General features: G+C 37.3%; 20 protein-coding genes. 11 read left to right on the top strand and 9 right to left on the bottom strand.

The genetic code is table 11. The features are described 5' to 3' along the window. Positions 1 to 51 precede the first annotated feature (51 nt). From EKM65_RS01075 to EKM65_RS01060, 4 genes are read left to right on the top strand one after another with little or no spacing between them, the layout of a single operon-like run. Positions 52 to 2,361 carry a lantibiotic dehydratase gene (locus EKM65_RS01075; protein ID WP_125604635.1) on the top strand — a complete coding sequence of 770 codons (2,310 nt, stop codon included), beginning with the start codon at positions 52 to 54 and terminating at the stop codon, positions 2,359 to 2,361. Continuing rightward, positions 2,298 to 2,912 carry a thiopeptide-type bacteriocin biosynthesis protein gene (locus EKM65_RS01070; RefSeq protein WP_125604633.1) on the top strand — a complete coding sequence of 205 codons (615 nt, stop codon included), beginning with the start codon at positions 2,298 to 2,300 and terminating at the stop codon, positions 2,910 to 2,912. Before EKM65_RS01075 ends, EKM65_RS01070 begins: the two co-directional genes overlap by 64 nt. Next, positions 2,896 to 4,017 (top strand): lanthionine synthetase LanC family protein, encoded by a 1,122-nt coding sequence (locus tag EKM65_RS01065; RefSeq protein ID WP_125604631.1) that lies wholly within the window; start codon positions 2,896 to 2,898, stop codon positions 4,015 to 4,017. Before EKM65_RS01070 ends, EKM65_RS01065 begins: the two co-directional genes overlap by 17 nt. A 12-nt stretch (positions 4,018 to 4,029) precedes the next feature. Next, positions 4,030 to 5,697, top strand: coding sequence for an ATP-binding cassette domain-containing protein (locus tag EKM65_RS01060; RefSeq protein WP_125604629.1), 1,668 nt, complete (start codon positions 4,030 to 4,032; stop codon positions 5,695 to 5,697). 18 nt (positions 5,698 to 5,715) lie between these two features. Here EKM65_RS01060 and EKM65_RS01055 read toward each other — a convergent pair whose 3' ends face one another. Further along, the gene (locus EKM65_RS01055) at positions 5,716 to 6,579 is read right to left on the bottom strand and encodes a helix-turn-helix domain-containing protein (protein WP_164506763.1); all 864 of its coding nucleotides are present in this window, start codon (positions 6,577 to 6,579) and stop codon (positions 5,716 to 5,718) included. 896 nt (positions 6,580 to 7,475) lie between these two features. On the opposite strand from EKM65_RS01055, the gene EKM65_RS01050 reads away from it, so the two are divergent. From EKM65_RS01050 to EKM65_RS01035, 4 genes are all read left to right on the top strand, one after another. After that, positions 7,476 to 8,297, top strand: a complete 822-nt coding sequence (locus EKM65_RS01050; RefSeq protein WP_125604626.1) for a MetQ/NlpA family ABC transporter substrate-binding protein — start codon at positions 7,476 to 7,478, stop codon at positions 8,295 to 8,297. Between the two features lie 216 nt (positions 8,298 to 8,513). Next, positions 8,514 to 9,593, top strand: a complete 1,080-nt coding sequence (locus EKM65_RS01045) for a methionine ABC transporter ATP-binding protein (protein ID WP_125604624.1) — start codon at positions 8,514 to 8,516, stop codon at positions 9,591 to 9,593. Then, positions 9,586 to 10,278: a methionine ABC transporter permease gene (locus tag EKM65_RS01040; RefSeq protein WP_125604622.1), complete on the top strand. Its 693-nt coding sequence runs from the start codon at positions 9,586 to 9,588 to the stop codon at positions 10,276 to 10,278. The genes EKM65_RS01045 and EKM65_RS01040 overlap by 8 nt, the downstream gene beginning before the upstream one ends. Before the next feature lie 123 nt (positions 10,279 to 10,401). Next, entirely contained in the window at positions 10,402 to 10,602 is a 201-nt protein-coding gene (locus EKM65_RS01035; RefSeq protein ID WP_125604620.1) for a hypothetical protein, read from the top strand. A 485-nt stretch (positions 10,603 to 11,087) separates the two neighbouring features. Here the strand turns inward: EKM65_RS01035 and EKM65_RS01030 are convergent, their stop codons facing one another. Both EKM65_RS01030 and EKM65_RS01025 read right to left on the bottom strand, forming a co-directional pair. Next, on the bottom strand, positions 11,088 to 11,429 hold the full coding sequence (locus EKM65_RS01030; RefSeq protein WP_125604618.1) for an iron chaperone: 342 nt from the start codon (positions 11,427 to 11,429) through the stop codon (positions 11,088 to 11,090). Between the two features lie 2 nt (positions 11,430 to 11,431). Beyond that, positions 11,432 to 12,100, bottom strand: a complete 669-nt coding sequence (locus tag EKM65_RS01025; protein ID WP_125604615.1) for an endonuclease III domain-containing protein — start codon at positions 12,098 to 12,100, stop codon at positions 11,432 to 11,434. Positions 12,101 to 12,294: 194 nt separating this feature from the next. Here EKM65_RS01025 and EKM65_RS01020 point away from each other — a divergent pair, with 194 nt between their 5' ends. Further along, entirely contained in the window at positions 12,295 to 12,801 is a 507-nt protein-coding gene (locus tag EKM65_RS01020) for an NUDIX hydrolase (protein ID WP_125604613.1), read from the top strand. Positions 12,802 to 12,927: 126 nt separating this feature from the next. On the opposite strand, the gene EKM65_RS01015 is transcribed toward EKM65_RS01020, so the two are convergent. Genes EKM65_RS01015 through EKM65_RS00990 form a run of 6 tightly spaced genes read right to left on the bottom strand, consistent with a single transcriptional unit; the run spans position 12,928 to position 18,568 of the window. After that, the gene (locus tag EKM65_RS01015) at positions 12,928 to 14,151 is read right to left on the bottom strand and encodes a serine hydrolase domain-containing protein (RefSeq protein ID WP_125604611.1); all 1,224 of its coding nucleotides are present in this window, start codon (positions 14,149 to 14,151) and stop codon (positions 12,928 to 12,930) included. Then, positions 14,148 to 15,419, bottom strand: a complete 1,272-nt coding sequence (gene dltD, locus EKM65_RS01010; RefSeq protein ID WP_164506762.1) for a D-alanyl-lipoteichoic acid biosynthesis protein DltD — start codon at positions 15,417 to 15,419, stop codon at positions 14,148 to 14,150. The genes EKM65_RS01015 and dltD overlap by 4 nt, the downstream gene beginning before the upstream one ends. Continuing rightward, positions 15,416 to 15,649, bottom strand: a complete 234-nt coding sequence (gene dltC / locus EKM65_RS01005) for a D-alanine--poly(phosphoribitol) ligase subunit DltC (RefSeq protein ID WP_125604839.1) — start codon at positions 15,647 to 15,649, stop codon at positions 15,416 to 15,418. The genes dltD and dltC overlap by 4 nt, the downstream gene beginning before the upstream one ends. Positions 15,650 to 15,682: 33 nt before the next feature. Beyond that, complete coding sequence (gene dltB / locus EKM65_RS01000) at positions 15,683 to 16,897, bottom strand: D-alanyl-lipoteichoic acid biosynthesis protein DltB (RefSeq protein WP_125604607.1); 1,215 nt, start codon at positions 16,895 to 16,897, stop codon at positions 15,683 to 15,685. Further along, a complete protein-coding gene (dltA, locus tag EKM65_RS00995; RefSeq protein ID WP_125604606.1) occupies positions 16,894 to 18,399 on the bottom strand; it encodes a D-alanine--poly(phosphoribitol) ligase subunit DltA in 1,506 nt (501 codons plus the stop codon). The genes dltB and dltA overlap by 4 nt, the downstream gene beginning before the upstream one ends. A gap of 19 nt (positions 18,400 to 18,418) precedes the next feature. After that, on the bottom strand, positions 18,419 to 18,568 hold the full coding sequence (locus tag EKM65_RS00990; protein ID WP_125604604.1) for a teichoic acid D-Ala incorporation-associated protein DltX: 150 nt from the start codon (positions 18,566 to 18,568) through the stop codon (positions 18,419 to 18,421). A 256-nt stretch (positions 18,569 to 18,824) separates the two neighbouring features. On the opposite strand from EKM65_RS00990, the gene EKM65_RS00985 reads away from it, so the two are divergent. Both EKM65_RS00985 and EKM65_RS00980 read left to right on the top strand, forming a co-directional pair. Next, positions 18,825 to 19,106, top strand: coding sequence for an autorepressor SdpR family transcription factor (locus EKM65_RS00985; RefSeq protein WP_125604602.1), 282 nt, complete (start codon positions 18,825 to 18,827; stop codon positions 19,104 to 19,106). Beyond that, complete coding sequence (locus tag EKM65_RS00980; RefSeq protein ID WP_125604601.1) at positions 19,090 to 19,734, top strand: DUF1648 domain-containing protein; 645 nt, start codon at positions 19,090 to 19,092, stop codon at positions 19,732 to 19,734. Before EKM65_RS00985 ends, EKM65_RS00980 begins: the two co-directional genes overlap by 17 nt. Positions 19,735 to 20,165: the final 431 nt, after the last annotated feature.

Here is a 20,165-nt window from a genome sequence, read left to right as displayed (position 1 = left end):
AACAGTGGCTAATTAGGCCACTGTTTTTTGTAGGTGTTAGGGATTATAAAAATGAAAGTATCAGATTTCTTTCTTGAAAGAAAGCCGCTCTTTTCTACTAACAATAAGATTAGAGAGAGAAGTTTAGCTAATTCATCGGTAAATAAATTAGATTTTATTTTAGAAATGAAATCTAATTCTGAATTTATAGAGGCGCTATTCGTCTCAAGCCATAGTTTGTACGATGCTATTAATCAGTTATCAATTAATTCGTCTCAGAAACAGATTGAGAAAATATATTATTCAATGATCTCTTATTTAAATAGAATGTCTTTTCGACCCATTCCGTTTGGATACAGCGCTTCTGTCGCTATTAGAAAAGACAAAAAGAGACATCCTACTTTTCAAAAAATAAAAAAAGTTAATGCGACCTTAGATTGGTTATTCGGAGTAGCTCAAAAAATTGAGAATGATGAATTAAATTTAGAATTTTTAAAATATACATTTAATAATAATTATTTTATTCGTGGGGATATAATCTACTATTTCTTTGATAATAATAAAAGAATATCATTAAAGATCACTCCAGAAATTAGATATTTATTGAAGCAACTTAGCGGTAGGTATGTTACATATGGCGAAATCTTAAATGAATGGCCATTTAATAAAGAACAACTTACAGCGTGGATAGCGACACTAATATCTTATGGTGTTGTTAAAAGTAGTCTCACGGATTTGAGCAACTCGTATAATCAGCTTAAAGAATTGATAACTCAACTTTCAAATTGTGAGGATGCTAAAAAGCACTTTGCTGATATAATTCACGAACTCGATATAATTGATTCTCTAATTTTTGATTACGGTCGACAATGTGTGGGTGATGGGCTCTCTTTACTAAAGGCTATCGAAACAAAGATGTCCAATTTGTTTCAATCAAATAATTATTTAGCGATTGCATTTCAAAACTTGACGGAATGTGAGATAAGTAATGTAGAACAGGCGGATGCACTTGCTTGTGGGGAGTATTTAGTTAGTCTTGCAAAAAGTTTGTCTTTTTCGGATCCATTAGATGAGTACACTAATAAGTTTATTGAGAAATATGGCTTGGAACGAAGTGTTCCTATTTTGGAACTATTATCAGAAAAGGATGGAATCGGAGTTCCAAATTCGTATATGCAGTCTGAGGACGTTATTACAACCCAATCGACTAGTCTATTCTATCGGAATAAGATTCTGGGTAGAAAATTGAGTGATGATGGTTACGTTCATTTATCCGATGACGATATTGCAATTAAGAATAGATTAACATCTGATCAACGATTTAGTTACGATATTGGCTTTGATTTTATAGATCATTTTATTGTTTTTGCTCCTTCAACGGTAACGAGTTGTTCCGGCTCAGCATATGGCCGTTTTTCGCGTCTATTTGATTTATCCCATGATTTTTGGAATGGGGATCCTCAAATGGATAACCTTTTTAATCTATTTGAAGCAGAAGACTCAGGAGAAGTTTTGGAACTTCAAAATAATTTTTCAATGGTAAAACATAGTTTGTCCGATGTGAGCCATAGAAGACAAAATAGATTAGCAATGAATGATATTTTTATTACTTATGATTTAAAAAAACATTGTTTGATCTCGGTCGATAAGTATAATAATCCAACATATGCGATTCAAACTAATTTATTAATTCCACAGAGACACAGTTTTGCTTCAAGATTATTGATGGATATTTCTCCATATATCAATAATGATTTGATGAAGCTATCTAAAATTTTTTCAAACAAAACTCAAGAACACCAACCTGGAATTAAATATCATAATGTAATAATTATGCCAGAACGTTGGAATTTTGTCTTAGATCATGTATCAATCGACAAAATTGATAAATTAGTTGATGTTGTTGGCAAAGATAAAACAGTAAAAGTGTATTTTGGAGATAGTTTTATTGTTTGTAATACGAGTAATAAAGATTTTCTGTTTTATTTAATACAGAGCTCTATTGGAAAAGATCGCGTTGTTACTGTTGAATTAGTAGACTGGAATCCAAGTGAAGTTCAGAAAATAACTCAGGGAATTTGGAGTATTAGAGGAAAAGATACCTTTAAACAAGAAGTTCAAGGCAACACTAACGTTATAGGAAATTATATCTCTGATGAAAGTAGCATACTGGAGCTACCGCTCAAGTCTAATTGGATCTATATCAAGCTACATACGAGTATGAATGAGGAAAATGAGGTTATTAAACGCGTATTTTCTTTCTCAAGCAAACTAAACAATAATGTTTTTTTGTTCGTTATTTTCAGAACAATTCTGAAATTAGAATTAGAGCAAAATTCAACTCTGATATGGATAAAATATGTGCTGTTGGATCAATTCTAGATATCGCGAATGAACTTATTCATTCTGGATTAATATCTACGTATGAACTTCTTCCATATAGACCAGAGATTGAAAGATATGGTGGAGCTGAAGCAACAAAGCAAATTGAAAAACTATTCATTTGTGAGTCGCAAATAGCGTTTGAGCATATGAATGAATCGAGCATAGCACAGCTGGTTTATGTATGTCAGTTGGGTTTTGTCCAATACCAAGTATTTTCACAGAGCATAAAATCCATTTCCTATCAAAACGTTTTCAAAAATATTAATGCTAGTGGATTTAAACGTGTTGACTATGAGCCGATATTTAATCAAGTTATTGATAGTTTAGGAGAGCAAAGTTGCATAGCGGAAATGCCCTTATATAATACAGTATTAGGGCAATTTTGGCAGACACTGATTTTAAGTGATGACACTGAGATAAAGTTGTTAGATATATTTTATAGTGTTTTTCATATGGCTTGTAATAGGTTCTCAGGGAATCAAACTTTCGAAAATTTGGCTAGATATTTATTGAAAAGAGTTGTTGCAACGTATGAACATACACGATAAAGACAATTATTTATTAAGTCAAACTCTTGGAATATTAAAGAAATGCATTGTTATTGACTTCAAGAACGGAATTAGTGTACAGAACTTATTATTCCATTATCTTAGCTATTTGATAATAAATGATTATTCATCGTTAAGATTGAAAGTGATTGATATCAAGTGGTTTCAAGAACTGTTTCTTGGATTAGAGGATCTAGTTTTAAATAATTTTTCCTTGATAATGAAATATCTGATAGATAATCCTAAAGGAGTTAATTTATTAACACCAACTGAAAGAGATAAGTATTACTTTGAACTGACAGAGATTTATTGTAACAAGGTGAAGAACTTAGTAATGAATTATTCTGGAATAAATGATCTAGGAATAATGGGTGGGGTTTCCGGCTATCTTCAGATTTTGCAAAGAATTGATCCAAATTTGAAAAATACAAGTATTTCATCTAACGTGAATAAGTTTGATGAAATACTAGACGATATTAACGGTGCGGATCATTATAAGCATGACATATCATTTGCTCATGGCCTACCTAGTCTCTTACTGGTCCTCAGCAAAGATGGCTCTTATGGAGTTCGAGAAAACTTAAAGATAGCATCTATAAATTTCATTAATTATTTACTTGATGATAAACTGGTCAGTTCCTCATTGCCATACTGGAGAAATGCGTCTCCTAAAGCAGAAGCAATGCGTTTTACATGGTGCCATGGAAGTTACCCTATAATTTGCTCTGCTATAGGGTTATGTCAAGAACTGAAATTAGAGCAAAGTGATCATTCGCTAAATAGATATTGGCACGAAGGTAATATGTTCGACTCAACTCAGGCTCTAGCTGTGAATGATGGTTTGTGCCATGGATACGGTAGTAGTTTGCTATTTTTACGCTTATATCCGAAATGTATTAGAGAAAGATACTCTCAAACAATTGTAGAGCAGTCTATTCGGTTTATATTTCAGAAGATTAGCATTGAACAGATAAGAGCAGAAAAATTGAGTGAAGATACAATTCTAAACGGTATTGAAGGTATTATCTATGTATTGTTATGTATGTTTTATCATAGCAATTCTTCTGATTCTTATTTTTGTTTAGATTTGATGCAAAATAATTAAAGGAGTTCGATCATGTATCAACTACTAATAAAACATCAAAGAAGACTATTTGGCATTTTCTTCTTCATATTACTTTCTCACGCTGCAATTACGACATTATATGCTTCGGTTGTCCAATTTTTAACGAATTATGCTATGGGAAAAATTCAAGTTAAGCTTTATTGGCTTGCTTTATTTTGCTCGTTCTTTGCGATTATTGCCGCGATAGTTAATGTGTTGGGTGGCTATTTAAAAGGATGTGTTTCTAATGATGCGATGTTATGGTTACGACGATCGATGTTTCAACGTCTGACTAATCGTTCAGTTGAACAATTTCAGCAAGATACCGTTGGTGCAAAGGTTGCTTATTTTACGAACAAACTGGATCTTGTTCAGCAAAATTATGTTAATAGCTTCTTAGATGGCTTATCACTATTGTTTCAATTTGTGTTCGCGATTACTTTTGGGTTGATGTTAGATGTTCGCTTAACTACATTAATTTTATTGTTGGAAATTCCGTCCTTTTTATTACCAATCTGGGCACGCCATTATTTACAGAACGTCAAAGAACCTATTTTAATCTCTTTAGAAAGTTATACAAGTAAGCTAACAAACTGGTTATCTGGATTTTCAACAATCAAGAATTTTGGGCGTGATTTAGTTTTTTCAAAAATGCATCAAGAAGCTGCAGTTGAAGTACGTGATGCTGAAAACCGGGATATCTTAATACGTAAGATTGTTAGTGGATTATCGCAATTCTTTGGTGATTTAGTTTATTTCGGAACTTGGGTAATTGGGGCTTACTTTATTCGACAACAACGAATTGATATGGCATCATTTTTAGCCTTTACACAATTGGCAGTTTCAATCTCATTTCCAATCGAGTCATCTGCAGATGTACTGGCTGACTTTTTTGGCGGTCAAAAAATTTATCGAGAGTTTCAGAATTTACTGAAAGACCAAGATGCTTTGAAGAAAGATTCTGTGACAGCAGAATCGAATCGCCCAAGTAAGTTCATTAATTATCGTCATGTCGATATTGGTCCTGTAAGCAAACCGATTTTAAAAGATGTAAATTTGAATATTGATCAGACTGAAAAAGTGGTTTTGATTGGTGAAAGTGGATCTGGTAAATCGACACTGGTCAATACGATGTTTGGTTACCATGAGATCAGTCGAGGCGAGCTTATGATTGCTGGACGTGATATTAAAACAATGGCTTCGACTTATGTACCATCATTAATTGGTTTTCAAAATCAAAATACTTTTATATTCAACGGTACAGTTTGGGATAATATCACGATGTTTGAGTCTAACTATAGTCTCGTGGATGTGATTGCTGCATTAAAGCGGGTTGATCTTGATATACCCGAACATAATGTTAAACAGTGGTTACAACAACGGATTGAAACTCACGGCAGTGTTTTTTCTGGTGGAGAGCGTCAGCGGCTAGGACTAGCGCGCAATTTACTAGCACACAAACAATTTATGATATTTGATGAATTATCTAGTGGTTTAGATCATGAGACGGCAACCAGACTAGAGGACGATTTATTTTCAATTACTGATGTTGGTTTTATTTATATTACGCATAATTATGATCGGGACTTATTAAATAAGGCTGATCGAATATTGATGGTTAAAAATGGGCAAATAATCGAAGAAAATAGTTTGGTAATTAAAAAAAGCCAGATCTCGTAATTAGATCTGCCTTAATAATTAGGAAATTATAATAACTGACAATTGATCAATTGAACATTGTAGATTTTTTTCGATTGTTTGAATGATATGCTGATTGTTACGAAACTTTGCAATTTGAGCTGCTTCATAGAAGAAGTTTAAGTACTTAGGGTCATTTGACTTCATTGCATTGTAGGCACGTTCATACAATAGTTGTTCTAGTAGTTCTGTCGAGTTATGAATTTGATTAAGTTCAATTCCTTGATTACAAAGAGTTAACGCATATTGATAATTTGTTTTAGAGGAAAAAAACTTGGCGGCATTGTAATAAATTTTGTTGTAGTCCAACAGCTCTTTATTTTCGTTATTAACAGTATCAATTAGTGATTCAAAGTAACTCTGGGCAAAGTTAGTTTCGCCTTTTTCGGTATAAATAATTGCAATTCCCAACTTTGAAAGTAGTGCGTAAAGATCGTCTTTGTTGGTGTTAGCGAGAACCTGGTTATAGTAAAAGAATGCAGAATCAGGATTTTGCTCAACTAAGAAGGTTAAACCAGCTTTATAGTACAGATACTTAGTTCGAGTTTCTGAATCGGTAATGGCATTCATGTCAATCTGGTTGAGAAGGTGAATAGCTTCAGAATTCTGGTTAAGTTTACACAATTGTTCAATCTGATCAAGTTTTGCTTTGATGTTGCTGTCTTCAGAAATGATTAAAACATCTTGTAGTGGGATATTAAGTCTTTGGCAAATAAGTGTTAAAATTTTAGCACTGAAACAGTAATTTTTGTTCTCAATATTGCTAATTGTTGCCTGCTTACAGATATCTTGCGCTAATTGCTTTTGTGTCAGTCCCAAAGTTTTGCGCTTTTCTTTGATCAATTCACCATGAACCTCAGACAATATTCATTCCCCATTCGTTTCGAATATAATTAAATTAATATTTATAGTTTAATATTATAAGCTACTGACGTCAATTCCTAAAATTGGCTATCTAGGTGCGTTCATAGTACAATTGTAAGAATATGTAGATATTTGAGGAGGTGATTATATGAATCCTTATCCAATTCCAAGTCCTCAAGGGGACGGTGACTGGACTATTTAATGTATTAAAGAATTTCGTGGTATCGTATCTGATAGTATATGTGATTTTATTCGTATTACTGTGTAGACACTTATTAATTTTTTTATATTTGTACTGGAAACTCGTTACTTTTTACACTTTAATTATCGTTGGATGAAAGTCTGAGTTTGAATATATTAATTGTACCGTTTTGTTCAATCAAAAAATTGATCAAACTGAATGACTAAGCAATTCATTGAACCCGTCGCAGGTTTCATCCCACTTTTTAATAATTAATGGGTATTTTATGAGAAAAAATCTATTTTTTAATAAAAACACTTGACAGTTAATTCAACCTCGGGTAAAGTTAAGCCATTATAAAAATTCATTTCATAAACAAATTGAACGAGTAAGTAAATCGATTAAGACTGTACAGAAAACTTGTAGTTGATGAGAGCAAGGTAGTTACGATCGTTTGAAAATGGCTCGGTGATTGGCATCGTTGAACGTTTAGCAAGGCGATGATGGATTGGCACTCATTATCGTGCACGCGTATTGAAGTATTCCGGAATGCTTCTGTGCGTTGCTGAGGAGTTCAACTGTAAGGTTAACTCAAATTAGAATGGTAATCACGACAGAGTTCGTTTCTATTAATTTAGAAACGAGCTCTTTTTGTTTACAGAAATAATTTTTATGTGTCAACTAATTAATAACCGAATTGATGGGGGAAATAAAAATGAAACAGACAGTAAAAAGATTATTAGCAGGTGCAACAATTTTATTAGCAGGATTAATTGTTGCGGGATGTGGGAATAAAAAGGCAGCCAACAGCACGACGACAGTCAAAATTGGTATTATGAGTTCAGATGAAGATATTTGGAAGCCAATCGTTAAGAAATTAAAGAAACAAGACATTAACTTGGAATTAAAAGAATTTTCTGATTACAATACGCCTAATAAAGCTTTAACGGATCATCAGATCGACTTGAATTCTTTCCAACACTATAATTTCTTAGACAGTTGGAATAAGGCTCATAAGACTAATATTGTTGCAATTGGCGAAACATATATTGCACCTTTGGATTTGTACTCAACGAAGATTAAGAGCCTTAAAGAGATTAAAAAAGGTGACGAAATCACGATTCCTAATGACGCTACTAACGAGGGACGCGCATTAAACGTTTTGGAAGAAGCAGGGTTGATTACCTTAAAGAAGAATGTCACTTTACCAACAGTTAAAGATATCGTGAAAAATCCTAAAGATTTAAAAGTCACTGAATTAGAGAATGATCAAACGGCTCGTTCGTTATCAGATGCCACTGCAGCAATTGTGACTAATGATATTTCTGCCAATGCGGGTTTGAAGTTAAGCCAAGCAATTTATAGAGAAACCGTTAACCACCGTTCAAAACAATGGATTAATGTCATTGCTGCTAATAAGAAAGATAAGAATAACAAGGTCTACAAGAAAGTCGTTAAAGCTTATCGGACTGCAGCAACAGCTAAGGCCATTGCTAAAGTTTACAAAGGAACTGCAGAACCAATCTGGACGAAATAAACAAGGATTAGGGACTGCTAGGACTGCTGTTAATGTTCTTCGTGCCTCAATTGACTTCAAGCAGTGCCCATTATGTTCCAGCATTAAGTGCTTTTTCGCCGCCACGACAACGCGCCACGTTTGATACGCGACTGTTGCAAGTGCCCAACGGAAAGTAATTCGATTTAAGCATTAAATTATTATTAGCAATCGGTCACCTGAAAGGATGAATGACTTTTGAGTTATCAACCAATTATTGAATTAAAAAATATTGATGTGGTCTTTAAAGAACCTGAACGCGAAGTGCATGCTGTTGATAACGTACAATTATCAATTAATAAAGGTGATATTTTTGGCATTGTTGGTTATTCCGGTGCTGGCAAATCAACTTTAGTGCGGGTGATTAACCTTCTGCAACGACCGACTAATCAGGATGCTGTTGTCAGAGTTAGTGGCTCAGATATGCTGCAATTAAAGGCCAAAGAGTTACAAGCTAAGCGGCGTAACATCGGAATGATCTTTCAACATTTTAATTTAATGACATCGCTGACGATTGCTGATAATGTTGATTTTGCCCTGAAAAAATCGGGGTTAAATAAAGACGATCGACGCAAACGAGTTACTGAGTTGCTAGAATTAGTTGGTTTGGTTGATAAGAGTCATGATTATCCGAATCAGTTATCTGGTGGTCAAAAACAGCGAGTGGGGATTGCGCGCGCGCTGGCCAATCGTCCTGATATTTTGATTTCTGATGAGGCGACGAGTGCATTAGATCCTAAGACAACTGAATCAATTCTAGATTTGTTAGCAGATTTAAATCGTAAACTTGGATTAACAATTGTTCTGATCACACATGAAATGGATGCAGTCAAACAAATATGTAATCGCGTGGCAGTAATGGATGCTGGTAAACTGATCGAAGAGGGCGATCTGTTACAAGTCTTTAGTCAACCAAGAGCCGAATTAACCAAGGATTTCATTGATACGACGACGCATATTCAATCATCGCTGGAAGTTGTTGAGAAACAAGCCATTGTTCAGAACTTGAAGCCGGGTGAAGTCTTAGTACAATTAGGATATGTCGGTGAGTCCACTGATCAACCGTTAATTACCACATTGTATAAACAGTTCAATGTTAGTGCGAATATTTTATTTGGTAATTTGGAAATTTTGCAAGATACGCCAGTTGGTAATTTATTAGTTGTTCTTTCAGGGACACCCAAGGAGACACAGAAAGCCCTAGTCTTCATGCAAGAGAGTGATGTGCAAGTAACGATACTAAAGTCAGGGGATAAGGAGGTACGACCAAATGCTTAATTTCTTAAATAATATTATGCCTAATGTCGTTACGAATTGGACTGGCGACACGGGCATGGTGACAGGTATTTGGCAAACCCTTTATATGACTTTTTGGACGACTTTAATCGGTGGCATAATCGGTTTAGCCTTGGGTGTGGCGTTGGTTGTTTTTGACGAACATGGAATTTTAGCAAACAAAATTCTTTATAATGTTTTAGATAAGTTCGTTAATATCTTCCGTTCAATTCCATTTATTATTTTACTATCAGTTGTCTTCCCAATTACTCAGTTCATTGTTGGGACCACAATCGGCCCTAAAGGCGCGTTAGTCCCATTGATTATCGGAACGGCACCCTTTTACGCACGTCAAGTTCAAAACACTTTAGTGCAAATTGATTCTGGTGTCATCGAATCAGCCGAGGCGTTGGGATATGGTCCGTGGACGATTATTACACAAGTTTATCTACGTGAAGAATTACCAGACTTAATTCGAACATCCGTGTTAACGATTATTTCCATAATTGGTTTGACAGCTATGGCTGGTGCAGTTGGTGCCGGTGGTTTAGGTTATATCGCAGTCAGTAAAGGATATCAACGTTATCAAAATGATATCACGATTGTCGCAACGTTATTGATTTTGGTCATTGTTTTTGTCATTCAGGGTCTTGGTGACTTTTGGGCTAGACGAATCGATCATCGATAAGAACGTTTGATGCTAATTAATTAGTATTTAATTGTCATCAAGCTAATGCAGTGAAAACTAAAACTGTTAGGTTGTGGTTCTCCGCACTTGCGCAAAGGTTGCATATGGAACGTGCGGGGTATCGTGGCGGCAAATAAATACTTGACGCTGGAACGTAGTGGGCGTCGATTTGAGCCGATTGAAATACAAATCGTCTCAAATGCGAGCCTTAATGTAGGCAATAAATTGCCAACATTAATGTCACTACTGAGCGGTATTTATTTGCCGCAACTAAACAAACAAGAGGGCAACCTTTGCACAAGCGTTGAATTGAAGAGTGGTTAAACTACCTTCCAATTTTTAGAAGTATAAATTAGAAGTTTAGTTGTACTAACGCACTTTAGTCAGTGCCGGAGAGAAATCGCGGTCAGCCGCGGAATTGTTGTTAGTGGTTTACCACTTACAACAAAGCTTGAGTTTGAGACGAATTGGTTTTGATTCGGCTCAAACCAATGCTCGCAGCGTTTCCACCAGCGCATTTCCCGTAGGCACGGAGAACAGCAACATAACAGTTCTAGGGTTTGCCGCTCTCAATAAAGCTCACGTTCAAAACGAATTGGATTTGATTCAGCTCAAACCAAGCTCGCAGCGTTCCACTAGCGGATTTTCCAAAAGTACGAAGAACCAAAATACAGTAGCTTATAATTGAAAATAAAAAAACAGTATCCCAGAAGTTATCGTTTTGAAGTGCTTCATAATCATTAGACAAACAGTCTAATGATTGTGAGGTACTTTTGCTCCTTGGGACACTGTTTTTATTTAGGTAAGATTTATTTGACTTGATAACGTTGTTTCTGGAATTCAACAATTCGGGTAATTAATTCTCGCGGTAATGGCTGATCGTATGGCAGTTGAATGGCACCTTTACTGGTTTTATACGGTTTTAGTTCTTTTTCAAAGGCAACAATTGGCTGTGGTGTCGGATAAAATCCCAAATGATTGTTTGCAGCGGCGAAATAAACGAGTGTGTGACCGCGCCAAAAGCTGGGCATGTCGTAAGAAATTCGTTCAGTTGCCTTGGGTAACAGCTCTTTTAGCAGCTCGTACATTTCCGTGGTATAAGAAAGATGCTCTTCAGGTACCGTTGCTAAATAATCCGTAATAACAGTCATGATCATTCTCCTCTTCTTGGTCCAAGTTGTAGTTGATAAGGGGTGAGAAAATTGTTCTGCCAATCTTGTTCGGTTTTAAAAGTCTGACCAGTCAGAACGATACAAGCATGTAATTCTTGAAGACTGCGCAGTGTGAATAGGGTCAAATCAGGCATGACTAATTCTTGCGCGGCATCATAAGTCTTAGGCAAAACAATGCCAAGGTGGTCAAATAAGCGACGCGCATAAACATCAACGATAAAAGTCTCCTTGCTTAGTACGTAAAGTAAGATTACGTCAGCCGTTTCATGACCGATTCCAGATAAGGCTAGTAGTTCTTGACGTAATTCAGCGGCTGGTTTCATTCGTAACTGAGCTAGATTATCGTGATAAGTTGCAAAATAGTCACACAGATTTTTAATCGTTTGTGCTTTGCGAACATAAAAACCAGCACTGCGAATAATTTGTTCTAGCTCTTGATTGGACAGTCGGCGAAGATTAGCTGGCAGGAAGTCTGTTGCTTGTTTCAGATTTGCCAAAGCATAATCAACGTTTTTCCAATTGGTATTTTGAATTAAGACAGCGCCCCAAACAATCTGCCAATCAGTCCGTGCTGGCCACCAACCGTTACTATTTAAATGATCATATAAAAGCTCATAAAGTTCTGCGAGGGTAATTTTCTTTCTGGTCATGACTTTATTCTAAGCGCTTGTTTCAATAAAAGCCATCAATGACTGCTGAGAAAAAGGATCGCAATTATGAGATAATCGCTCATCGTTGAGTGCGCGCGGAACAGATCGGTTAAACAGATTAAATGATTAATCTATTCTTAATTAAAAAATCAAAATTTAAGCAGTTCTGAATTTTAATAATGAGGTGAGAATTTATGGTCCAACAAGGACAAGAAATCCGGACGCATTTTGGTGTCTATGGCGTTCTGACAAAGGGACAGCAACTATTGTGTATTAAGAAGAATGCTGGGCCGTATCAAAATCGCTTTGATTTACCAGGTGGTGGGCAACAAATTGGCGAAGGACTTGTTGAGACGATTCAACGAGAATTTCGCGAAGAAACAGGCTTTTCTTTGAAAAAAATTGACGATAATCGTGTTTATGATGTGTTTGTTGCCGAGCAAGGAAAAACATATATGGTTCACCATATTTTTGCAGTTTATTCTGTTGAAATTTCTGAAGGGGTGACTGATATTCCATTAGTCGTTGCTGACGGTAAGAATGATTCTGACGGTGTTCAGTGGGTAGCGCTTGATCAGCTAACCAGCGAAAATTCATCACCGTTAGTGCTTAGAATTGTACAGGAAATTTTGGGAAACGAGAAGTCACTTCAAGCGCCTGTTTATTCTAATTGGCAAAGATTGAGTAGTTTTAATAATTGAAAATAAGACTGGCAGCAAGTTTTCAAGTAATTCGTCTGGGGGACGATTTTACAAAAAATTGACTTCAAGTGAACGCACTACGTTTTAGTGCTAAGTATGTTCGTTTTCACAAAAACGCTGCGTACTTTATTTAGTAGGAAACAATAATTGATCTAATTGTTTGGACATGCCATCCATATTGGTGCGCGAACTAGTCACGTTGGCTAGTAAAACCAGCGCTGTTTGACCGTCAGGACTAATATGAACACGCGACTCAAAACCGCTGCCAGCGCCATTAACACTTTTATAAATTGGGTAACTGTAATAACCACCACCGTAATGACTAGTACTGCCGTCTACGAAAAGTTGTTGATGCAGTTTTGACAATTTACCGTTAAGCATGCTTTTCTCAACTTGATATAAATCGTGAATGCTCATATAAACTTGACCAGTGCCTAATTCTGAATGTTGTTGGGCGGCGGTAGTTAACGCGGGCTTTAAATAAGGTGTGGCTGGATCTGTTCCTTTTTTAAAATAATAACCTGTTGCGCGTTGATAATTTTCTGGCAAAGCATAGGCAAAAGCGGTGTGCTTTAAATGGAGTTTGTCGATAATTTGTTTTTGGAACAGTTGTGAATAAGTTTGATGACTGACTTTTTCAATAATTCCTGCAATCAAGATGAAATTAATTGCTTGGTAGTGCCACTTATGATGCATTTGTGGATTATAAATTGTTTTGGCGATGTCGTTTTTAATAAGCTGCTGGTCAGTAACGATTTGCGGATTGGTAAATCCGTGGGGCGTTGACAAACCCGAGGTCATGTTGAGCAATTCGCGTAATGTAATTTGATCAGCACCGGGCACAGTTGGATAGTAGCGGCTAAGCTGATCGGTTAAAGCAACGCGGCCTAATGCAACTTGTTGCATTAATAATGTGCCAGTCATTCCCTTTTGTAAGGAATTGATCTCGAAACCAGTATTTAACGTGTTAGCCTGCTGCTGGGCAAAATTAGCGTAGCCGTCCACCCAGGTTGCGACCACTTGATTATGATAAACAATCTCGGCCGTGCCTAAATAATGATTTTTTTGCGCAATCGCATTTAATTGGGCTTGGAAAAAATTAGCTAATGATAAATTCTTAGTTTTTTGCGTTGTAATTTGGGCTTGCCGGCGCTGCTTTTTCAATTGCTGTTGATAGAATTGTTGATCAAGTGTTTTAGCACGATGCTGCCCGTAAAAGTAGCCTGCTAATCCAACACAACTGGCGCTGACTACGATTAAGACAGCGATTAAAACAAATTGTCTATTAAAATATCGACGTCGTTTTAGGCGTCGATGATTTGTTTTAGGCGTATAATTCGGGGTCATCATGAATGACCACCTTCTTTGCTAAATAGTGTTTGTTGCCATTTCTTGGTATAGAAGTAATTATTCAGATGATAGTTAGGTTGAGCCTGGGGTTGAGTTAAGAAAGGTTTGACCACTTCGTCCATCTTTAACCAGCCAAGCCAGCCCAAGTGAATGGTATCTTCCATCATATATTTCTGGTGCGAATTGCTGGTCATATCTAGCACGTGATTGAATCCTTGACTATTCAGTTGGTAGGCCAACTTGTCGGCGGTTTGGCGTAGCATCGGCAAAGATAAGCCAGTGTAGTGCGACCACTTCTGATTAATCGGTGGAATAATAAACAGAACATTGGTGTGCATCTGCTTAAACTCGCTCAGTAGTAATTCTAGATCACTATATTCAGGAGAGCAACGATAGTCAAAATGTTTTTGACTGCCGCGTAATGCGTTGATCCGCGACCCTCGTAAACGTTGCGCGTAGAAGTGATTATCAATACCAAGATTATTATTGTTGGTGTGCTTTTGGGCGAGGTGAATTGCTGTTGTGGTTAACAGTTGATTAGAATCTTCAGCAGGTAATAGGCGTTCTACCTTTTGAACATGTTGCCAGCGACGATCAAGCTTTATTTTAGAAAATAGTGCGTCCTCGTTACGCAACATTTGCCGGCGATATTCTAGAAATAATCGTTCAGAATGAGAAATCTTTTCGCCAGCAGCAATTTTTTGCAACGCGTGGGCCAACACAGTACTGGATTCTCCAGAAGGCATGCTTAACAGGCGTTTAGCAGCATAACGAGTTGAGGTGGTATCTTTGGCTGTCAGGAGCCAATCAATCGCTTGGAGCGGCGAATAGAAGTAACTAAAGGCATCTGGTGCTTGACCATGCTTAGTAAACCATTGTGGCGAAATAATGAAGACGATTTTTTTACCACGTAGTTGGCGATGGACACCTTGTAACGCGAAGAAATGATTTAACGACTGACTACCTGCACTACCTAAAAGAAACGGTTGATAAGGGCGATGATACTTCGCTGCTAAAACAGATGGATGCAGCGGATCCATTCGCAATAGTTCTGATGAGCCTAAGAAGGGAACATAATCCTTTGCAAAGGCAGCTTGTTTGAGCATGGTCCCGTGATAAACATTGGTTGAAAGTGAAACAGCACTATGATTGAGTTCGGTATTGGTAACGCGACGATGATTAAGCGGTAATAAAAGAATCCCCCAAACCAGCGCAGCAGCAATAACCACCGGGCCAAAAATCAGCCCAAGTTTTTTTGCACTTTTCATTTTAATGTTTGAACCTTGGCGATAATTTTATTAGGTGTTGCCCATTCTGAACGTTCGAATTCTGAAACGGGTACGTCAACATTAAGCTCAGTTTGAATCTCCAATAATAATTGCACAGTGGCCATGGAATCCAATAAACCTGTTTCGAATAAGTTAGTATCACCCTTGTCGCTAAAGTCTTCGTCAGTTAAGTCTTTCAAAATCTGATAAATTTTTTCTGTATCTGTCATCATAAATCGTCCTCTCAAAATTAAATGTTGTGTTTAAAACCAAAGCTTATCCAAAAAGCCCGAGAAAATTAAAAAGCTGAAACAAACAATGTTAAAGGTTAAAAAGATTGCCAAATATTCGGTGAAACGATTATGGGGGATTTTATCTTGATGCTGCTTTTTGAAGCGGAGCCAATAATCGTTAATAATAATCGCCGTGGCATGAAATAGGCCGTAAACAATGTAATACCAAGTAACGCCATGCCAGAAGCCCATGATCAAAAAATTAACTAAGTACGCGAGCTGTGAAATGCGAACGTGATTTTTTAACCAGCGATGTTTCATAATCCAGAAGGTAAAACGCATGAAGATAAAATCGCGGAACCAAAAGGATAGGGTCATGTGCCAACGGTTCCAGAAATCTTTAATGTTATGAGCAATGAAGGGCTTATTGAAGTTGGGTGGTGTTTGAATGCCCATGAAATAACTGATTGAGATTGCAAACAAGCTGTAACCAGCAAAGTCAAAAAACAAATAGAGACTGTAGACATACATATAGGCTAGTAAGTACCAAGAAATGCCCGTGCCACCAAAGGCCAAACGTTGTCCTAATGCTAAATGCGTAACAACGGGTAATAAACGAGTGCCAAAGTAGTAACCGAGAATATATTTGTAAAGAAAACCTTGAAACAGATAAAACACCGCTTTGTTGATTGATTGTAAATAATCTTTGCGAGCGGGCGGGTTTTCATAATCCCTTAAGAAACGACGGTAACGATCAATTGGCCCGGAAGAAATCGTCGGGAAAAATAGTAAGAAGTGTAAATACTGACTAGCTGAAATTTCTTTAATTGTGCCGTCACGTAATTCCATTAACACTTGAACGGTCTTAAAGGTTAAATAACTAATACCTAAAAATCCTAAGTTAAAGCCATGATGATTAGGAAATAGCGGGGTTAATTTAACGATCACTAACGGCAGAATACTGAGAATTATCAACGCGATGAAAACGTTGGTCTGGTTCTTCTTTTGGTGGCGATAGTGGGCGTAACTCATCGTTAAGATGACTTGAAAGATAGTATAGCCAATTAATGCCATGCCTTGTTGCCAATGATCACCACCGAATGTTAAGACTAAGAAGACGATTGAGATCAATGATTCGTAAATCCGCAAGCGTTTGCCATAGTAAAGACCAATCATTACTGGTAATAAACCAGTTAAGATAATCGCGAAGTAAGTGGGATTGTTATACGGTTGTAAGTTGATCACTGTGAATTGACCTCCTGGATCAAAGCCTTAATGTCAACTTTATCATTGGCTGATAGCGGTAGTTCAGGACGATAAACAAAACGTTGCGGCATCATGTAGGGCATGATGTTGTCCATTAGTTCCGCTTTAATTGAGCGCGTTAACTCTTTTTCAGTGCTACTTGGCTGCTTGTTTAGCACGATAACTGCGATTAATTGAACGACGCGATGATCGGCGTTATAACGGGGAACAACGACCCCTTGTTTGATTAAAGAACTTTGCCGTAAGTAAAAATTAATCTCTTCGAGTTCAATTCGATAACCGTTAAACTTAATTTGAAAATCCATTCGGCCTCGATAAAATAGTAAATTGTCAGGACCAAAGAATCCTAAGTCACCACTGCGATAAGTGGGAAAATCTGTCTCTTCTGCAAAGGCAGCTACGGTTTTTGCGGGTAAGTTAAGATAGCCTTTAGAAACGCTAGGACCGCTTATCAGAATTTCACCGATCTCTGTGTGATCGATTGGCTTGATCGAGATTTTAGTGTCCTCTTTAACGTAACCAATCGGTAAACGATCATACTTTTCTAAAATTGTTGGTGTGATTTCGACGCCGGTAACAGCTACGGTAGCTTCGGTAGGTCCGTAAGTATTGTAGATATGAGCGTCAGGGAAGCGAGTTAATAAAGTTGCCGCAGTTTTGTGACTTAATTCTTCACCACAGAAAAGAAAGTGGGTCAAGGTTGGATAGTGCTCGGCGTTAAAATCTTTGAGCAATAAGCAAATTTCTACTAAAGATGGTGTTGAAATCCAAACGTTAAGTTGCAGTTGGGGTAGTAAGGCAAACAGTTGTTTAAAATCTTCAGTAATTGCTCGCGGTAATGCTTGCAATGTGCCGCCAGTGACTAGTGTCGGATATAGTCCCATCACTGAGAGATCGAAAGAAAATGGCGCTTGTGCTAAAACATTAGGTTGGTGTGGCCAGCGAAAATCTGCTAGCAACCAATTAACAAAGCTTAATAAATTATCGTGAGAAATTTGCACACCCTTTGGTTTACCCGTGGTTCCAGATGTAAAGATAATATAAAAAGTATCCGCGCCAGCGACTGGATGATTACCCGTTAAATACGTCATCGGTGTGAGCGCCTTGATCTCGTCGAATGTGATGATGTTAGTTTTTGGTAAAGTTATTGGTAACGGTTCGATTGCAATCACTAATGGCGCGTGGGCAGTGTCTTGAATCATCAATAATCTATCCTTGGCCGAGTGACTGTCTACGGGAATGTAGGCATGACCGGTTTTGACTGCGGCTAGAAAAGCGACCAGCATTTCAAATTGCTGACCACCATAAACAATAAGTGGCGCCTGTTCCGGTAAATTGTGCCTCAGCAAAACTTGAGCGAGTGCGTTAGATCGTTCGGTTAATTCGCGATAAGAATAGGTCGTGCCCAAATAATTGTAAGCCGCTTGTTCTGGCATTGTTCGATAAATATTATTAATTGCAGTGATAATATTAGTAACCATGTTCGTTCATTCCCCCTACCTAAAATTCGTTGTAAATAAAGTGGCCTCCGTTGATGCCAACATAACTGTATAGGTAGACCAACATAAAAATAATGACGAAATAAAATAGTGTCTTTAAAATAAAAGTACGAACCTCATGTTGTCGCGGTGTTTTATTCTTATCTGCCATTTTGAAGCCCCCTAACTTTTTGATATTAAGTCTAGCTTAATCGTCTACAAAGGATTTTTCGTGGGAATGGTCTAACGATTCCTTCCGTTCATCTAACAATCTTGTAAGGTAGCCGTTTTCTAGAAAAATTTACTGGCACCAACGCGTTCACAATTTGTTTGATCATAAAAAAAGTTGACTTAGAAAGTTGCTTTTCGTGGAAGATCTGTCATAATCTATTTAGATATATTTCTAAATAGATTATGGAAGTGAATAGATGGGACTTTCTGAATCAATGAAAGTGTTGGCTGATCCAGTTCGTCGGCAGATTATTGAGAAGTTAAAAACAGGTCCACAAACGGCTGGTGAAATTGCCAACTCATTTGAATTAACGAATGCGACTGTTTCTTATCATTTGAAATTGTTGAAGCAAGCTGGTTTTATTTCAGAAATGAAAGATAAGAATTTCATTTATTATTCTTTGAATAGTACAGTTTTTGAAGATATTTTAACTTGGATTTATCAAGTTGGAGGTAAGAAAAATGGTCAAGCTGACTAAGAAACCACTTAATTTAAAGCGCGTCATATTTTTGACGTCGTTGATTATTTTATTGCCCATTTTTTACGGTGTGGCTGTGTATGCTGAATTACCAATGCGAATTGCGATTCATTGGGGTGTGAATAATCAACCGAATGGCTGGACCAATCGTCCCTTAGCGGTTTTCGGCATTCCAGTACTAATGATGTTGATTCAATGGTTCATGATTGGTATGTATGCGTTGAACACGCGAATAAAGAGTCGTGCCCAGCGAATGGAACTCGTGACGTTTTCAATCGTGCCAATTTTGAACTTGGTTTTGTATATCATTACTTTGAATATTGCGATGGGTGAAAAAATCAATACTGGAAAAGTTGCGTTGCTTTTAATTGGTGTCATGTTTATTGCATTAGGCAATTACATGCCAACTGTCACCTATGAGCAACAAGTTGGATCGCGTCATTATCCCAAGCCCCGTAACCCACGCAACTGGGCCTTTGTTAGTCGAAGGCTAGGCTATACCATGGTGTTTGGTGGCATTTTAGTGTTGATCAGTCTATTCTTTCCGTGGTGGGTTTCAGTGGTTATCGTAAATGTTGTGATTATTTTACTCGGTGTTTTTTCACTTTATGGTGCGTTAAAAGAATAGATCGGGTTAAAATCGATTTGCCGTGCGAGCTCTGTTGTCAGTACAAACCTTAGAACTGTTATGTTGCTGTTCTCCGTGCCTGCGGGAAATGCGCTGGTGGAACGCTGCGGGCTCGACTTTAAGCCAATCACAGATTGTCTTAAAGCTCGGCTTTCTTGTAAGTGGTAAACCACTAACAAGAATTTCGCGGCTGACCGCGATTTCCCTCCGGCACTAACTAAAGTGCGTTAGTTCGACTAAACTTCAAGTTTGTACTTCTCAAAGTTTTAAAGGGGCAATTCAACTACTCGTCAACTCAGCGCTTGCGCAAAGGTTGCCCTCTTGTTTGTTAAGTGGCGGCGAAAGAATACCGCTCAGTAGTGATATTATTGTTGCAGCCTTGGCTGTTACAATAAGGCTTGTCTTGGAGACAATTTTGCAAAAATTGGCTT

Source organism: Lapidilactobacillus bayanensis (genome assembly GCF_003946695.1).
GTDB lineage: Bacteria > Bacillota > Bacilli > Lactobacillales > Lactobacillaceae > Lapidilactobacillus > Lapidilactobacillus bayanensis.
Note: the sequence above shows the minus strand (reverse complement) of the source record. Positions and strands in the feature narration are given on the sequence as shown.

Excerpts from the sequence above, each read along its gene's own strand:
- EKM65_RS00990 (WP_125604604.1), bottom strand. The coding sequence starts at position 18,568 with ATGGCAGATAAGAATAAAACACCGCGACAACATGAGGTTCGTACTTTT.
- EKM65_RS00985 (WP_125604602.1), top strand. The coding sequence starts at position 18,825 with ATGGGACTTTCTGAATCAATGAAAGTGTTGGCTGATCCAGTTCGTCGG.
- dltC (WP_125604839.1), bottom strand. The coding sequence starts at position 15,649 with ATGACAGATACAGAAAAAATTTATCAGATTTTGAAAGACTTAACTGAC.
- EKM65_RS01060 (WP_125604629.1), top strand. The coding sequence starts at position 4,030 with ATGTATCAACTACTAATAAAACATCAAAGAAGACTATTTGGCATTTTC.
- EKM65_RS01040 (WP_125604622.1), top strand. The coding sequence starts at position 9,586 with ATGCTTAATTTCTTAAATAATATTATGCCTAATGTCGTTACGAATTGG.
- EKM65_RS01075 (WP_125604635.1), top strand. The coding sequence starts at position 52 with ATGAAAGTATCAGATTTCTTTCTTGAAAGAAAGCCGCTCTTTTCTACT.
- EKM65_RS01020 (WP_125604613.1), top strand. The coding sequence starts at position 12,295 with ATGGTCCAACAAGGACAAGAAATCCGGACGCATTTTGGTGTCTATGGC.
- dltD (WP_164506762.1), bottom strand. The coding sequence starts at position 15,419 with ATGAAAAGTGCAAAAAAACTTGGGCTGATTTTTGGCCCGGTGGTTATT.
- EKM65_RS00980 (WP_125604601.1), top strand. The coding sequence starts at position 19,090 with ATGGTCAAGCTGACTAAGAAACCACTTAATTTAAAGCGCGTCATATTT.
- EKM65_RS01030 (WP_125604618.1), bottom strand. The coding sequence starts at position 11,429 with ATGACTGTTATTACGGATTATTTAGCAACGGTACCTGAAGAGCATCTT.
- EKM65_RS01015 (WP_125604611.1), bottom strand. The coding sequence starts at position 14,151 with ATGATGACCCCGAATTATACGCCTAAAACAAATCATCGACGCCTAAAA.
- EKM65_RS01050 (WP_125604626.1), top strand. The coding sequence starts at position 7,476 with ATGAAACAGACAGTAAAAAGATTATTAGCAGGTGCAACAATTTTATTA.
- EKM65_RS01065 (WP_125604631.1), top strand. The coding sequence starts at position 2,896 with ATGAACATACACGATAAAGACAATTATTTATTAAGTCAAACTCTTGGA.
- dltA (WP_125604606.1), bottom strand. The coding sequence starts at position 18,399 with ATGGTTACTAATATTATCACTGCAATTAATAATATTTATCGAACAATG.
- EKM65_RS01025 (WP_125604615.1), bottom strand. The coding sequence starts at position 12,100 with ATGACCAGAAAGAAAATTACCCTCGCAGAACTTTATGAGCTTTTATAT.